12 protein-coding genes are annotated in these 14,278 nt (G+C 59.8%); 8 read left to right on the top strand and 4 right to left on the bottom strand.

The window, feature by feature from the left end; all coding sequences use genetic code 11:
• Positions 1-3: 3 nt before the first annotated feature.
• Together EI969_RS08540 and EI969_RS08545 are read right to left on the bottom strand one after the other, a co-directional pair.
• Positions 4-609: a hypothetical protein gene (locus tag EI969_RS08540; RefSeq protein WP_150718051.1), complete on the bottom strand. Its 606-nt coding sequence runs from the start codon at positions 607-609 to the stop codon at positions 4-6.
• Between the two features lie 72 nt (positions 610-681).
• Entirely contained in the window at positions 682-1,140 is a 459-nt protein-coding gene (locus EI969_RS08545; RefSeq protein WP_160387072.1) for a PAS domain S-box protein, read from the bottom strand.
• Between the two features lie 102 nt (positions 1,141-1,242).
• Between EI969_RS08545 and EI969_RS08550 the strand changes: the two genes are divergently transcribed.
• The 4 genes from EI969_RS08550 to EI969_RS08565 all read left to right on the top strand — a co-directional run bounded on the left by EI969_RS08550 (position 1,243) and on the right by EI969_RS08565 (position 4,716).
• On the top strand, positions 1,243-1,698 hold the full coding sequence (locus tag EI969_RS08550) for a flavodoxin (RefSeq protein ID WP_160387073.1): 456 nt from the start codon (positions 1,243-1,245) through the stop codon (positions 1,696-1,698).
• Between the two features lie 226 nt (positions 1,699-1,924).
• Positions 1,925-2,707, top strand: a complete 783-nt coding sequence (locus tag EI969_RS08555) for a class II aldolase/adducin family protein (protein ID WP_150718054.1) — start codon at positions 1,925-1,927, stop codon at positions 2,705-2,707.
• Entirely contained in the window at positions 2,707-3,609 is a 903-nt protein-coding gene (locus tag EI969_RS08560; RefSeq protein WP_160387074.1) for an alpha/beta fold hydrolase, read from the top strand. The genes EI969_RS08555 and EI969_RS08560 overlap by 1 nt, the downstream gene beginning before the upstream one ends.
• 195 nt (positions 3,610-3,804) lie before the next feature.
• Entirely contained in the window at positions 3,805-4,716 is a 912-nt protein-coding gene (locus EI969_RS08565; RefSeq protein ID WP_160387075.1) for an SDR family oxidoreductase, read from the top strand.
• A gap of 51 nt (positions 4,717-4,767) precedes the next feature.
• Here EI969_RS08565 and EI969_RS08570 read toward each other — a convergent pair whose 3' ends face one another.
• Complete coding sequence (locus EI969_RS08570; protein WP_160387076.1) at positions 4,768-5,547, bottom strand: N-acetylmuramoyl-L-alanine amidase; 780 nt, start codon at positions 5,545-5,547, stop codon at positions 4,768-4,770.
• A 579-nt stretch (positions 5,548-6,126) separates the two neighbouring features.
• Between EI969_RS08570 and EI969_RS08575 the strand changes: the two genes are divergently transcribed.
• The 3 genes from EI969_RS08575 (at position 6,127) to EI969_RS08585 (ending at position 11,996) form a co-directional block, all read left to right on the top strand.
• Positions 6,127-7,920 carry a DUF1302 domain-containing protein gene (locus EI969_RS08575; protein WP_160387077.1) on the top strand — a complete coding sequence of 598 codons (1,794 nt, stop codon included), beginning with the start codon at positions 6,127-6,129 and terminating at the stop codon, positions 7,918-7,920.
• 23 nt (positions 7,921-7,943) lie between these two features.
• Entirely contained in the window at positions 7,944-9,311 is a 1,368-nt protein-coding gene (locus EI969_RS08580; protein ID WP_160387078.1) for a DUF1329 domain-containing protein, read from the top strand.
• Positions 9,312-9,452: 141 nt separating this feature from the next.
• Positions 9,453-11,996, top strand: coding sequence for a LuxR C-terminal-related transcriptional regulator (locus EI969_RS08585; protein WP_160387079.1), 2,544 nt, complete (start codon positions 9,453-9,455; stop codon positions 11,994-11,996).
• A gap of 15 nt (positions 11,997-12,011) precedes the next feature.
• On the opposite strand, the gene EI969_RS08590 is transcribed toward EI969_RS08585, so the two are convergent.
• Entirely contained in the window at positions 12,012-12,809 is a 798-nt protein-coding gene (locus EI969_RS08590) for an IclR family transcriptional regulator (protein WP_160387080.1), read from the bottom strand.
• Positions 12,810-12,972: 163 nt separating this feature from the next.
• On the opposite strand from EI969_RS08590, the gene hmgA reads away from it, so the two are divergent.
• Positions 12,973-14,277, top strand: a complete 1,305-nt coding sequence (gene hmgA / locus EI969_RS08595; protein ID WP_160387081.1) for a homogentisate 1,2-dioxygenase — start codon at positions 12,973-12,975, stop codon at positions 14,275-14,277.
• The last annotated feature ends 1 nt before the right edge of the window (position 14,278 follow it).

A 14,278-nucleotide genomic window follows, 5' to 3' on the forward strand; every position in this document is an offset into this window, starting at 1 on the left:
GGTTCAGAGATGCAGCGTTGGATGAGTCAAACGATGCTGCTGCAGGATGAACTGGCGCAGACGCTCGGTTTCGTCCGTATCGCTCTGGCTCAGTTGATAGGCGTAGAAGCCTTGCTCGTTTTCTTTCTCGAAAGTGCCACGCAGGGCAATCCGCTCATAACCTGAGGGGCTGAACCACAAGGCAAAATGCTTCGGCGGCTTGGTCTTGTTGCGAACTTCCAGCAAAACCCCTTTGCACGACACTTCGTGTACCCACAAGGTGCCGGGCTGACCCTGGGCGTTTTCCAACGCTACCGGTTCGTCCAGTACCAGACGCCACGGCCGGACCATCGGCCCGTCCTCATAGATGCTCGGCACGCCGAGGCGCAAATGCAGCGCATGGAACTCGTCTTCCACCAGGTGCAGGGGGAAGGTCATTTGCTGGTTTTCGAAGCTGGCTTGAATGGTGACCTGCTCATGGGCCGCCAGGCGGGTGAGCAGGTCACGGATTTGCGACCCACCATTGACCATCAGGCTCGACGTCGCATCCCGCACATTGAGTTGCGGGTTGTGTTGCATGGTCTGGATGAAATCCAGCTCATCCTGGGTCAGGAGTGCGTCGCGCTGCATGGCCAACTCGAAAGAAATAATTACAAAGTCATTGGTGATTGTAGTTACTGACAATTAATTCTGAATTTTGTTTTAGCCGTTCGTCGCCTTGAGCGCGGCAAGCTCGGCCTGGAGTTCAGCCAGTTGCCCCTCCAGTTGAGCCACACGCTGTTGCGCCTTGACCTGCACGGTGACGTCTTTCTGCACGCCGACAAAATAGGTTTGCCCGTCCGCCGGATTTTTCACCGTGGAAAGGGACAGCTCGTTCCAGAACGGAGTGCCGTCCTTGCGGTAGTTGCGCAGTATTTCCCGGCAGGAGCCTTCACGGTTCAGGGCGTCGCGAATCAACGGCAGGGCTTCCTGGTCGCGGTCGCCTGACTGCAGGAAACGACAATCCTGATAGAGAATTTCTTCGCTGGAATAGCCCGTCAGGCGTTCGAACGCGGGGTTGACGTAGATGAGGATCTTGTCCTGATCGCCTTCCTTCTCGGCAATCACGATACCGTCGTTGGAGGCATTGATCACCATTTGCAGCAATTGTGCATTAATCACCGGAGTATCCTTTCCTGATTGATATTCGATTGCATTCTAAAAGAACAATCACGACCGTGCTGTTAATATCCGGTTTTTTTACTCGGATTCAGGATCAGATTGATGAAAGTCGCCATCATTTCCGGCTCGGTGTACGGCACGGCCGAAGAAGTTGCCCGCCACGCCGCCAGCCTGTTGCAAGCCGCCGGTTTCGAAACCTCGCACAACCCGCGTGCGACCCTCGCCGATATCCAGGCGTTTGGCCCCGAAGCCTTTCTGGCAGTGACCTCCACCACCGGCATGGGCGAGCTGCCGGACAACCTGCAACCACTGTACTCGACCATTCGTGACCAATTGCCAGCGGCCTGGCGCGGTTTGCCAGGTGCAGTGATCGGGTTGGGCGATGCGAGTTATGGCGACACCTTTTGTGGCGGCGGCGAGCAGATGCGCGAATTGTTCGGTGAGCTGGGCATTCGCGAAGTACTGCCAATGCTGCGCCTGGACGCCAGCGAAAGCGTGACCCCGGAGACGGATGCCGAGCCTTGGCTGGCAGATCTGGTCAGCGCTCTGCGCGCGTGACAGATAACCCGATACCAATGCCGGTCAATGCGCTGGCAGTGCAGCAAAACCTGCCTGCCAGAGCTGCGCTGGCGCCGGTCATTTGACATGGATCCCGGGCAGCAGGGCGGCTGACTCGCTGGGCCATCAAGCTGGCTGCCAATGCAACTACACGAACCTCAACGGCTGACTAGACTCGGTAGTCATAGGAAACACTCCATAATAAAAAACACCGAGGCTCCTTGCCGTGACTGTCGCTCCCGTCCAATCGCCACACAGCGTCAAAGACCAGGTCAGTGCTGCCGAGTGGCAGACCCGTGTCGACCTGGCCGCCTGTTATCGCCTGGTTGCTCAACACGGTTGGGATGATCTGATTTTTACCCACATCTCCGCCAAGGTGCCCGGCACCGAAGACTTCCTGATCAACCCGTTCGGGTTGATGTTTCACGAAATTACCGCGTCGAGCCTGGTCAAGGTGGATCAGGCCGGCAACAAGCTGATGGACAGTCCTTACGAGATCAATCCGGCGGGCTACACCATCCACAGCGCCGTGCATGAGGTCCGTCACGATGTCGTCTGCGTGCTGCACACCCACACGGCTTCGGGGGTAGCGGTGTCGGCTCAGAAACAGGGCGTCCTGCCGATCAGCCAACAGTCGTTGTTCGTGCTTTCCAGCCTGGCCTACCACGCCTATGAAGGTGTGGCGCTCAACCATGAAGAGAAAGTGCGGCTGCAGGCCGACCTCGGTGAAAACAATTTCCTGATGCTGCATAACCACGGCCTGCTGACTTGCGGCAGCACCATCGCCGATACGTTCCTGATGATGTTCACCTTTCAGCGTGCCTGCGACATTCAGGTCATGGCGCAAAACGGTGCAGCCGAACTGATCGCCATCGAACCGCAGATCCTGGCCGGCGCCAAAGCCATGATCGCGGGTGTCACCAGAAGTGCTCAAGGAATGGGCGGAGCGCTGGCGTGGCCGGCGCTGCTGCGCAAACTCGATAAACTGGACCCGGGTTATAAACTCTAATGGAACTCGCCGAGATCCCTCTGTGTGTCTGGCGCAAACGCAGCCAGACCTTCGTATTCCGTGGCCACAGCATCCGTTACTGGACAGCGGGGCAGGGTGAGCCGTTGTTGCTCATTCACGGGTTTCCGTCCGCCAGTTGGGACTGGCATTACCTGTGGCAGCCATTGTCCCAGCGCTTTCGCGTGATTGCTTGCGACATGCTGGGCTTCGGCGATTCGGCCAAACCGGCGAATCACGAATACAGCCTGCTGGAGCAAGCGGATCTGCAAGAGGCTCTGCTTGAACACCTGAACGTCCGGCAACCGGTGCACCTGTTCGCTCACGATTACGGCGACAGCGTGGCCCAGGAACTGCTGGCCCGGCATTACGAGTCGCGGGTGGAGTTGGCCAGTTGCGTGTTTCTCAACGGCGGCTTGTTTCCGGAAACCCATCGTCCGGTACTGATGCAAAAACTCTTGCTCAGCCCTCTGGGCTGGATGATTGGCCGGGCCTTCAGCCGCGATGGTCTGGTGAGAAGCTTTCGGCAGATATTCGGTCCGCAAACCCGCCCCAGCGAAAGCCAGATGGATGATTTCTGGAGCCTGGTCGAAAGCCAACGCGGGCCACGTATCATGCATAGATTGATCGCCTACATCCCCGAGCGACGTGTCTGGCGCAATCGTTGGGTGCGCGCGATGCAACGCGGTGAAGTGCCGCTGCGGGTGATCGATGGCGGGGTCGATCCAATCTCCGGCCTGCACATGGTCGAGCGATACCGCGAACTGATCCCGGACGCGGACGCGGTGGTGTTGCCCGACATTGGTCATTACCCGCAGATCGAGGCCCCCGGCGAGGTGCTCAAGCACTACCTGGCGTTTCGCGATCAACTGCTCTTGCCACCGCGCAAGGTGGCGTATTCCTGACGCACCGCGTGAACCTGCGGGGCTTTTTTTGTGGTGAGGGGGCAAGCCCCCTCACCCCAGGTTTGTGTCAATTTCGCGGTCAATCATCCCCCAGCCTTATCGCGCACCATTCAGCCTCCCCCGTGTTCATTGTGACCCGCTGCGCCGTGCCTGAAACTCGGGCTCATTGTCCCTTGGCCTGCTGGAGTCCCCCCCATGAACGAGTCTGTTCGCTTCGAAGATAAAGTCGTGATCATCACCGGTGCCGGAGGCGGCCTGGGACGGGCGCATGCGCTGCTGTTCGCCAAACAGGGCGCCAGGGTGCTGGTCAACGATCTCGGCGGCTCGACCCAGGGCGAAGGTGCCAACGCTTCGGCCGCCGCCCGCGTGGTAGCGGAAATCCGCGAGGCCGGCGGCATCGCCGAGGCCAACCACGACTCGGTCACGGACGGTGACAAGCTGGTCCAGCACGCCCTGGACGTGTTCGGTCGCGTCGACGTGGTGGTCAACAATGCCGGTATCCTGCGCGACAAAACCTTCCACAAAATGGAAGACGCCGACTGGGACCTGGTTTACCGCGTCCATGTCGAAGGCGCCTACAAAGTCACCCGCGCCGCCTGGCCGCACATGCGCGAGCAAAACTACGGCCGGGTGATTTTCACCGCGTCGACCTCGGGCATCTATGGCAATTTCGGCCAGTCCAACTACGGCATGGCCAAGCTGGGACTCTATGGCCTGACCCGCACCCTGGCCATCGAAGGCCGCAAGAACAACATCCTGGTCAACGCCATCGCCCCCACCGGCGGCACGCGCATGACCGAAGGCCTGATCCCGCCGCAAGTCTTTGAACAGCTCAAGCCCGAACTGGTCAGCCCGCTGGTGGTGTACCTGGCCAGCGAGAGCTGCCAGGAAACCTCCGGCCTGTTTGAAGTCGGCGGCGGCTGGATGGGCAAGGTCCGCTGGGAGCGCAGCCTCGGCGTCGGGTTCGATCCACGGGCGGGTTTTTCCCCGGAAGACGTGGCGGCGCACTGGCAGCAGATTTGCGACTTCGAAGGCGCGGCGCATCCGAAGGACAACATCGAGGCGCTGAAGGAAATGATGGGGAATTTGCAGAGGTATGCGATTTAACCGCACTGACAAGGGCACGCAATGTGCCCTTGCCGGTTTTTCAATGTCGGATCACATAGGTGATTCAGGGAAGTACTTATGCACCAACGCAGCCAGGTTTGCGGCGGTCTGCGCGTCTATCGCCCCATCATAATTGTCCTGGCGAAAGTGCAATTGAAACGCGCGGACAAGGGCTTTGAATCCAGCCTTGTTTGAGGCATTGGATGTATCGTAGCCATAACGTTTAAACAGCCTCAATAATTCGCACTGCGCCGGAATTCCGGACACTTCGTATTGCTTCAGATACTTGTCGCGGGTCGACTCATCAAACCAGGCGCCAACGCCCTTCAAATAAAGTGCATGCCAGGGAAACGCCGGGCCGGGATCGCTTTTGTTGCCGATCGAGATATCGGAATGACCAACAACATTAGTGGGGGTGATGTCTGGATAACGTGCCAGAATATTCCGAGCCAGTTCTTCAATCGCCGCAATCTGCTCGGGATGATAAGGCGGAAAAAAGAACTCACCATTATTGTCCGTTGCAAGGTTGACGATTTCAATGCCAAGGGAAGTGTCATTCAGCGACGAGCGACTGCCCCACTGGCTAACGCCTGCATGCCAGGCGCGAGCGTTTTCATCTACCAGGTTGAATACTTCCTGCTCCTTGTAACCGGCTTTCAGATAACTCGGGTCGGTAATGTCTGGAATCAAATAGTGAGAACTGACCCGCGGGCCGGTCAATAACTCGACGGAGCGGGCAAAGTCGGCAGCGGTGTAGTGCATAACCAGAAAACGTACACGGCTGTTGAATCCTGCAGTTGAGCGATACTTATCATGGATAATGGGTTTCATATCAATACTCGTAATGGATAAGATAGGAATCAGCGGCCAATGCAAAAGTGAAAGGCTGCTGGAAACTGGATCTTAAGTCGCTCGAGTATTTTTGGTGCTGGTGAAAACGTGTATAGGTGTTCCTGACAAGATGGACATGTTGAATATGTAGTTACGATTTGATTCGTAACTAATTTTCGGTAAACCATCGCCCATAAAAAAGGCCGCTGCAAACGCAGCGGCCAAGTAAGACGTTGGATCAGGAGCTACAAAACAACGTCAGTGAACACGGGGCGATGAACCGAATCCTCGATTCATCTGAAATCTTTCAATCACGGCGCAGGCCGGCACATCGTGCCTTGCGTGGTTTACCGTGGCAGCCAGGTAAGAATAAGCCCTTACTGTCGTAGGAAAAATACCGAATCCGGACATGCACTGTTGCAGCCCCGGCAACAGTCAGGCTTCGGGCGCTCGCCGCCTGGGTCATGTCCATAGTCAGTCATCCTTTAGAGGTACACCGCGAATACCTCCTTGGTGCGCTTATCGACCCCGATGCCCGGCAGTAGGGTGTGGCCTTCTGTCACTCACCGGGGAAGACGCATGACAAAAACAACAATGCGCGCCATCTTCACACCGCAGGCGCTGGCGGCTGCGGTTGCATTGGGCTGCTGTGCCCAGGCTCAGGCCGTTTCGTTCAACATCGGGGAAATCGAGGGGACGTTCGACTCCTCGTTGTCGGTCGGCGCAAGCTGGGGCATGCGTGATGCCGATGACGCCCTGGTGGGTACCGTCAACGGCGGTTCCGGCCAGGCTTCGACCGGTGATGACGGGCGCCTGAATTTCAAGAAAGGCGAAACCTTCTCGAAAATCTTCAAGGGTATTCACGACCTCGAATTGAAGTACGGCGACACCGGCATGTTTGTGCGTGGCAAGTACTGGTACGACTTCGAGCTGAAGGATGAAAGCCGCCCGTTCAAGGACATCAGCGATCACAATCGCAAAGAAGGCGCCAAGTCTTCCGGCGGGCAAATTCTCGACGCCTTCATCTATCACAACTACTCCCTCGCCGATCTCCCGGGCACTGTGCGCGCCGGTAAACAGGTGGTCAGCTGGGGCGAGAGCACCTTCATCGGCAACTCGATCAACAGCATCAACCCGGTCGACGTTTCCGCGTTCCGTCGACCGGGCGCCGAGATCAAGGAAGGCCTGATTCCGGTCAACATGCTGTTTGCCTCTCAGGGCCTGACGGACAAGCTGACGGTCGAAGGCTTCTATCAACTGGAATGGGACCAGACGGTCGTCGATAACTGCGGCACCTTCTTTGGGGTCGATGTGGTGGCGGACGGCTGCAACACGGGCTACACCGTCGCCAGCCCGGCCATTGCACCCTTGCAGCCGATTGCAGCGGCCTTTGGCCAGGGCTTTGAAGTCAGCAAGGAAGGCGTGATCGTTCCCCGTGGTGGCGACCGCGATGCCCGGGATTCCGGGCAGTGGGGGACAGCGTTGCGCTGGCTGGGGGACGACACCGAGTACGGCCTGTACTTCATGAACTACCACAGTCGCAGCCCGAATGTCGGAACCACCACCGCCGGGCCCGGTACGCTGGCAAGTATTCCAGGGATCGTCACCGCCGCCAACCGCATTGCCCCCGGTAGCGGTTCGGGCCTGGCCCAAAGTGTGATGCTCGGTCGCGGCCAGTATTACCTCGAATACCCGGAGGACATCCGTCTCTACGGCGCGAGCTTCGCCACCACGTTATCCACCGGCACCGCGTGGAGCGGGGAGATCAGCTACCGCCCCAACCTCCCGGTGCAGGTCAACACCAATGACCTGACCCTGGCCATGCTCAATCCGATTGCAGGCGGCGCGGCATCGCCCATCGCCACTTCACCCGGGGCTGACAACAAAGGCTACCGCCGCAAGGAAGTGACACAGATCCAGAGCACCCTGACGCACTTCATCGATCAGGTCGCAGGTGCGGATCGCCTGACCCTGGTGGGCGAGGCGGCGGTGGTCCGGGTCGGTGGCCTGGAAGCTCGCTCCAAACTGCGCTATGGCCGTGACTCGGTGTATGGCCAGTATGGTTTTGGCGGCGATACCGATGGCTTCGTGACCTCGACGTCATGGGGTTACCGCGCCCGGGCCATCCTCGATTACAACAACCTCATCGCCGGGATCAATGTCCGGCCCAACCTCTCGTGGTCCCACGACGTTTCCGGCTATGGCCCCAACGGCCTGTTCAACGAAGGCGCCAAGGCCGTCAGCCTCGGTGTCGATGCGGACTATCGCAATACCTACACCGCGAGCCTCAGCTACACCGACTTTTTCGGCGGGGACTACAACGTCCTCACCGACCGTGACTTCGTGGCATTGAGCTTTGGCGTGAACTTCTGATCTGGCTGATAAGGATGATTTCGATGCGCAAGATGATGTTGCAATTGGGCGCGCTGACCCTCGGGTTGCTCGCCGCCAACGTGATGGCCGCGGTGTCGCCGGAAGAAGCCGGCAAGCTCGGCACCAGCCTTACACCGCTCGGTGCCGAGAAGGCCGGCAATGCCGATGGCTCGATTCCGGCCTGGACCGGCGGCATCCCGAAAAACGCCGGGGCGGTGGACAGCAAAGGTTTCCTGGCTGACCCGTTCGCCAGCGAAAAGCCGCTGTTCGTGATCACCGCGGCGACGGTCGACAAGTACAAGGACAAACTCTCCGACGGCCAGATCGCGATGTTCAAGCGCTACCCCGAGACCTACAGGATTCCGGTCTACCCGAGCCACCGCACCGTGGCATTGCCGGCTGAAATCTATGAGTCGGCCAAGCGCAGTGCGCTGAACGTAACACCGATCAACGACGGTAACGGTCTGGTCAATTTCACCGGCAATCGCTACTACGCCTTCCCGATTCCGAAGAATGGCGTGGAAGTGATCTGGAACCACATCACTCGTTACCACGGCGGCAATCTGCGGCGCACCATCACCCAGGCGACACCGCAGGCCAATGGCGACTTCACCGTGATCCGCTTCAGGGACGAGGTTGCCGTACCCTCGTTGCTCGGCGATCTGAAACCGGGCAGCGACGACAACGTCCTCAACTACTTCAAGCAGGAAGTGACCGCGCCGGCGCGGCTGGCGGGCAACGTGTTGCTGGTTCACGAGACCCTCGACCAGGTCAAGGAGCCGCGCAAGGCCTGGATCTACAACGCTGGCCAGCGCCGGGTACGGCGTGCGCCGCAGGTTGCATATGACGGTGTCGGCACCTCATCCGACGGCCTGCGCACCACTGACAACTTCGACATGTTTTCCGGCGCGCCGGATCGCTATGACTGGAAACTGATCGGCAAGAAGGAGATGTACATTCCCTACAACAGCTACAAGCTTGATTCGCCCGACCTCAAGTACACCGATGTGATCAAGGCCGGGCACATCAACCAGGACTTGACCCGCTATGAGTTGCACCGGGTCTGGGAAGTCGTCGCCACGGTCAAGCCGAACGAGCGCCATGTGTACGCCAAGCGCCACATGTACATCGATGAAGACAGCTGGCAAGTGGCGCTGGCCGACCACTACGACGGACGCGGACAGCTCTGGCGCGTCGCCGAAGGGCATGCCCAGTTCTACTACGATCACCAGGTGCCGGCCTACACCGTCGAAGCGCTGTACGACCTGATCGCCGGTCGCTACATCGCACTGGGGATGAAGAACGAAGAGAAACGCAGCTTCGAATTCAACGTCAGCGCAAAAGCAGGGGACTACACGCCGGCAGCCTTGCGGAGTACGGGGGTTCGGTAAGTTTCCTACGGGCTCCTACACAAAAGGGTGACTTCGCGGTCACCTTTTTTATAGGGGACGATCAGTGTGTTGAATACTTCTTCAACAAGCGCTCGGGAGGGGTCTAGGGTGGCGCCAGAATTATAAAAAAGGCGCACCGCTATGACCGCACTGACGCACTGTCCGGACCGCTCTGGTTTTCTGCCCCGACTGTCGTCCCACCATCTGTCCCGCGAGCGGCTGACAGGCGCGTTGCTGGTCTCGACCGCTCGGGTGAAGTTGCTGTGCGCGCCGGCCGGCAGTGGCAAGAGTGCGCTGCTCACGGAATGCCTGCTGCGGGCCCCGGAGCATTGTCGGGTCTGTTGGCTGCCGCTGGCGGGAGAGCCGTCGAGCGCGGCCGATTTTCTGTTGCTTGTGGGGCAAGCGCTGGGGCTGCCTTCGACGGATGAGCCCGGGCTGCTGGCGCATCTGGCGCGATTGCAGACGCCGACCTGGCTGTTTCTCGACGACTTCTGCCGTGCACCCGACCCGGAACTCGACCGGATGCTCGATCGCCTGTTGGCCGTCGCCAGTCCGGCGCTGACCTGGTGGCTGGGTTCCCGGCGTCGCCCAGCCTGCAACTGGTCACGCTTGCTGCTGGATGATGAGTTGTACGAGTGCGAAGGCCGCGCGCTGGCCTTTACAGAGGCCGAGGTCAGGCAGTTGCTCGGTCATGTCGAGCCTAGCCTGGCTGCACAAACGGCCAAAAGGGTTGTCGAGCGCAGCGGTGGCTGGTGCGCCGGCGTGCGGATCGCGCTACTCAACGGTTGTCCCTGGTCGCAAGAGCAGGGGCGTTCGACGACGTTGCTCGATTATTTGCAGCACGAGTTGTTGAACACCTTGCCGCCGGAGTTGGTGGAGGTCTGGCAGGTGTTGGTTCATCTGCCACGTTTCAACGCCAGTCTGTGCGAGCATCTTTTCGGTGTCGGTGAGGGCGCGCAATGGCTGCACGCGCTGCAGGAAAGGGGATGCTTCATCGAACCCTGGGAAGACTCCGTCGAGTGGTTGCGGATCTTCGAGCCACTGGCGCGGGCGATGCGCGAAGAGCCGGCTTCGGCCGGGCGATCCTGGCATCGCCGCGCGTGCCAATGGTTCAGCGCCGAAGAGGACTGGCAAGGTGCGTTCGAGCAGGCGCTGTTGGCGCAGGAGTTCGAAGTGGCGGTCAGTCTGTTGCAACACTTCAGCTTCGAGCATTTGTTCAAGCGTCAGAATGTCAGATGGTTACTCAAGCTGCATGAGCAACTGGGTGAACAATTGACCCTGGGCACGCCGCAACGGGTGGGGCTGATCACCGCAGCGTTGCTGTTTGCCGGGCGTTTCGAGCAGGCGGCTGCCTGTATCGGGCAGCTGTCGCGATTTGCCCCACAACCGACGGCATCCTTGCAACGGCAACTGCTGGCGCGTTGGCAGGCGCAACAGGGGTGGTTGCTGCATTTGCAGGGACGCCTGCCGGCGGCACGGGCGCATTTTATCGAGGCGCTGGACGAACTGGCGGCCGATGCGTGGCCCGCGCGCTTGTTGTGTCTGTCCGGGTTGACCCAGCAAGCGCTGCTTGACGCCGACCTCGATGCCGCCCAGGCCTTCAATCGTGACGCATTGTGTCTGGCGCGGGCCCAAGGGTCGTTGTTGTTTGAAGGCTTGCTCGAACTCGATCATGCGCAGTTGCTGGAACAGCGTGGCGCACCCCGGCGAGCCGCTCAGCTGTTGGTCGACATCGAGGAAATGCTCCGTCGGCAGGCTGATCGACCAACGCCGCTGCTGGGACGGATCGCCCTGCGGCGTGGGCGGCTCGCCTTGTGCCAGGGGCAGGATGAACTGGCCGATGAATGTTTCCAGGCGGGCCTTGTTGACTGCCTGCACAGTCAGGACAAGCACGTGTTGTACGGGTTCCTCGGACAGGCGCAACGGGCGGCCAATCAACGCGACTACGCCCATGCGTTTGATCGCCTGCGCGAGGCTGAACGGTTGATGCAGCAACGGCAGATCCCCGACACGGTTTATCGCGGTGTGCTGCTGCAAATCAGCAGTCATTTCTGGTTGCAACAAGGGCGCCCGGAGTTGGCCCGGGAAGCGTTGACCCGGGTTTTGCGTCATTACCGCGGGGCCCACGCGCGCCAGGCGCCGCCGGCCACACTGCAGCTGATTGCGCGTATCGAATACCAGTTGGTGTTGGCCGAGACTCATCTGCAACTGGCGCACCGGCCATTGGATCAGCTCAAGGCGTTACTCGAGCATGCGCAACAACACGCCATGCTGGCGCTGGAAACGGAATTGCAGTTGGCGATCTGCGAAGTGGCGGACCTGACCGGCGAAACGAACATGGCCCGCGCTGCACTGGAGGCCGGTCTGTCATTGGTAAAGCGTTGTCAGGGGCAGCAGGCATTGCGTGATCTGAACTTGCGCCAGCCGAACCTGATCTGTCGTTTACAAGGCGAGGAAACGGTGTCCGCGTTAGCCCAGGACGCCAGTTTACTGAGCAGTCGGGAACTGGAAGTGCTCGGCCTGATTGCCCAGGGTAGTTCCAATCAACAAATTGCCGAGCAGCTGTTCATTTCGTTGCATACGGTGAAAACCCATGCCCGTAGAATCCATAGCAAATTGGGGGTTGAACGTCGCACGCAAGCGGTGGCGATGGGCAAGAGGTTGGGCCTGATCCTGCCCGCCTGATCAGCGCCGCTGTGTTCAGGTTGTCGATGAGTCGGGTTCAAAGCCCATACGCCAGCTCACGGCACGGGTGGCGGCTAACAAACGCTGCGCCGCCGGACCGTTTTCATCAGCATGAAACAGCGAAGTCGGCCCGACCACGGTCAGTACCGCCGCAATCTTGCCCATGGCGTTGAATACCGGTGCCGACAAGGCATCCACTCCGGGCATCAACAATCCATGCACATGGTGCAGGCCCCGTTGGCGGATCTGTTCGCACATCGTTGCGTACGCCTGGTCATCCATCAGGGCGTGGGCGGTACTGCCTTGCAGTTCCCGGGCGCGCAAGTCCACGGTTTCACGCGTGGGCTGGTAAGCGCCAAATACCAGTCCCGTCGAAGAACTGAGCAGCGGCAACACCGAGCCCAGCTGTGTCACCACCGTCACCGCGCGCACTGCCGGTTCGATGTGCACCACGGTCGCGCCCTGATTGCCCCACACCGCCAGAAAGCAGGTTTCGTTCAAGTCATCGCGCAACTCGGCCAGGGGCAGGGCGGCGACTTTCAGCACGTCCATACTGTTGAGTGCTGCCAACCCTACGCGCAAAGCTTCGCGACCCAGGCCGTAATGGTTGGTGGCGGCGTTCTGTTCGGCGAATCCGCTGGCGATCAAGGCCTGCAAATAGCGGTGAACCTTGCTCGCCGGCATCTGCACGTGTTCGGCCAGGCGCGACAGCGAAGTCGAGGGCGACAACTCGGCCAGAGCCTTGAGGATGTCAGTACCCACCTCGGCCGAGCGGACTTTCTGTTTACCGTTGTTGTCGCTGGTTTTTTCCATGGTGGCTGGGATCCCGGGACGAATGGGCGTCTTTATAGCTTGACGGTCAATACCAATCAAATTACGTTATGCGTAATCAAATTACGATAAAAATAACCCAGGCGTGCCTCGACCTCTGCAACAGAGCGAGCGGCCACTGCCGACTCCCTGTTCAGGAGGCTCCATGAACCCCGATTCAACGATGCCAACGCTGGCCTACCTGTCAGGCTTCGGCAACGAATTCAGCAGCGAAGCGTTGCCCGGCGCATTGCCTGTCGGCCAGAACTCCCCGCAAAAAGCCCCGTACGGCCTCTATACCGAACTGTTCTCCGGCACGGCGTTCACCATGCCGCGCAGCGAGGCGCGGCGGACCTGGATGTACCGCATTCAGCCGTCGGCCAATCACCCGGCGTTCGTTAAACTGGACCGGCAACTGGCCGGCGGCCCGCTGGGTGAAGTGACCCCCAACCGCCTGCGCTGGAACCCGCTGGACATTCCCGCCGAGCCGACCGATTTCATCGACGGCCTGGTGAGCATGGCCGCCAACGCGGGTGCAGAAAAACCGACCGGGATCAGCATCTACAACTACCGCGCCAACCGCTCCATGGAGCGCGTGTTCTTCAATGCCGACGGCGAGCTGTTGCTGGTGCCTGAACGGGGGCGCCTGCGCATTGCCACTGAACTCGGCGTGCTTGAACTGGGGCCGCTGGAAATTGCCGTATTGCCACGCGGCCTTAAATTCCGCATCGAACTGCTCGATCCGCAAGCGCGCGGTTATGTCGCCGAAAACCATGGCGCACCGCTGCGCCTGCCGGACCTGGGACCGATCGGCAGCAATGGCCTGGCCAATCCACGGGATTTCCTGGCCCCGGTGGCGGCCTACGAAAACCTGCAACAACCCACCACTCTGGTGCAGAAATTCCTCGGCGAGTTGTGGGCCTGCGAGCTCAATCATTCGCCGCTCAATGTGGTCGCCTGGCACGGCAACAACGTGCCGTACAAATATGACCTGCGCCGTTTCAACACCATAGGCACCGTCAGTTTCGATCACCCCGATCCGTCGATCTTCACGGTGCTGACCTCGCCGACCAGCGTTCACGGCCTGGCCAACCTCGACTTCGTGATCTTCCCGCCACGCTGGATGGTGGCCGAGAAAACCTTCCGTCCGCCGTGGTTCCATCGCAACCTGATGAACGAATTCATGGGTTTGATCCAGGGTGAATACGACGCCAAGGCCGAAGGTTTCGTACCCGGCGGTGCTTCGTTGCACAGCTGCATGAGTGCCCACGGTCCTGACGGCGAGACGTGCACCAAAGCGGTCAACGCTGATCTCAAACCGGCGAAAATCGACAACACCATGGCGTTCATGTTCGAGACCAGCCAGGTGTTGCGCCCGAGCCGTTTCGCCCTTGATTGCCCGCAACTGCAAAACACTTACGATGCCTGTTGGGCCACGCTGCCCGCCACTTTCGACCCGACCCGGAGATAAC

The sequence above is a fragment of the Pseudomonas sp. PB101 genome, from assembly GCF_009764265.1.
GTDB lineage: Bacteria > Pseudomonadota > Gammaproteobacteria > Pseudomonadales > Pseudomonadaceae > Aquipseudomonas.

Coding starts and splice junctions, on each gene's coding strand:
- EI969_RS08540 (WP_150718051.1), bottom strand. CDS start 609: ATGCAGCGCGACGCACTCCTGACCCAGGATGAGCTGGATTTCATCCAG.
- EI969_RS08550 (WP_160387073.1), top strand. CDS start 1,243: ATGAAAGTCGCCATCATTTCCGGCTCGGTGTACGGCACGGCCGAAGAA.
- EI969_RS08560 (WP_160387074.1), top strand. CDS start 2,707: ATGGAACTCGCCGAGATCCCTCTGTGTGTCTGGCGCAAACGCAGCCAG.
- EI969_RS08565 (WP_160387075.1), top strand. CDS start 3,805: ATGAACGAGTCTGTTCGCTTCGAAGATAAAGTCGTGATCATCACCGGT.
- EI969_RS08570 (WP_160387076.1), bottom strand. CDS start 5,547: ATGAAACCCATTATCCATGATAAGTATCGCTCAACTGCAGGATTCAAC.
- EI969_RS08575 (WP_160387077.1), top strand. CDS start 6,127: ATGACAAAAACAACAATGCGCGCCATCTTCACACCGCAGGCGCTGGCG.
- EI969_RS08580 (WP_160387078.1), top strand. CDS start 7,944: ATGCGCAAGATGATGTTGCAATTGGGCGCGCTGACCCTCGGGTTGCTC.
- EI969_RS08585 (WP_160387079.1), top strand. CDS start 9,453: ATGACCGCACTGACGCACTGTCCGGACCGCTCTGGTTTTCTGCCCCGA.
- EI969_RS08590 (WP_160387080.1), bottom strand. CDS start 12,809: ATGGAAAAAACCAGCGACAACAACGGTAAACAGAAAGTCCGCTCGGCC.
- hmgA (WP_160387081.1), top strand. CDS start 12,973: ATGAACCCCGATTCAACGATGCCAACGCTGGCCTACCTGTCAGGCTTC.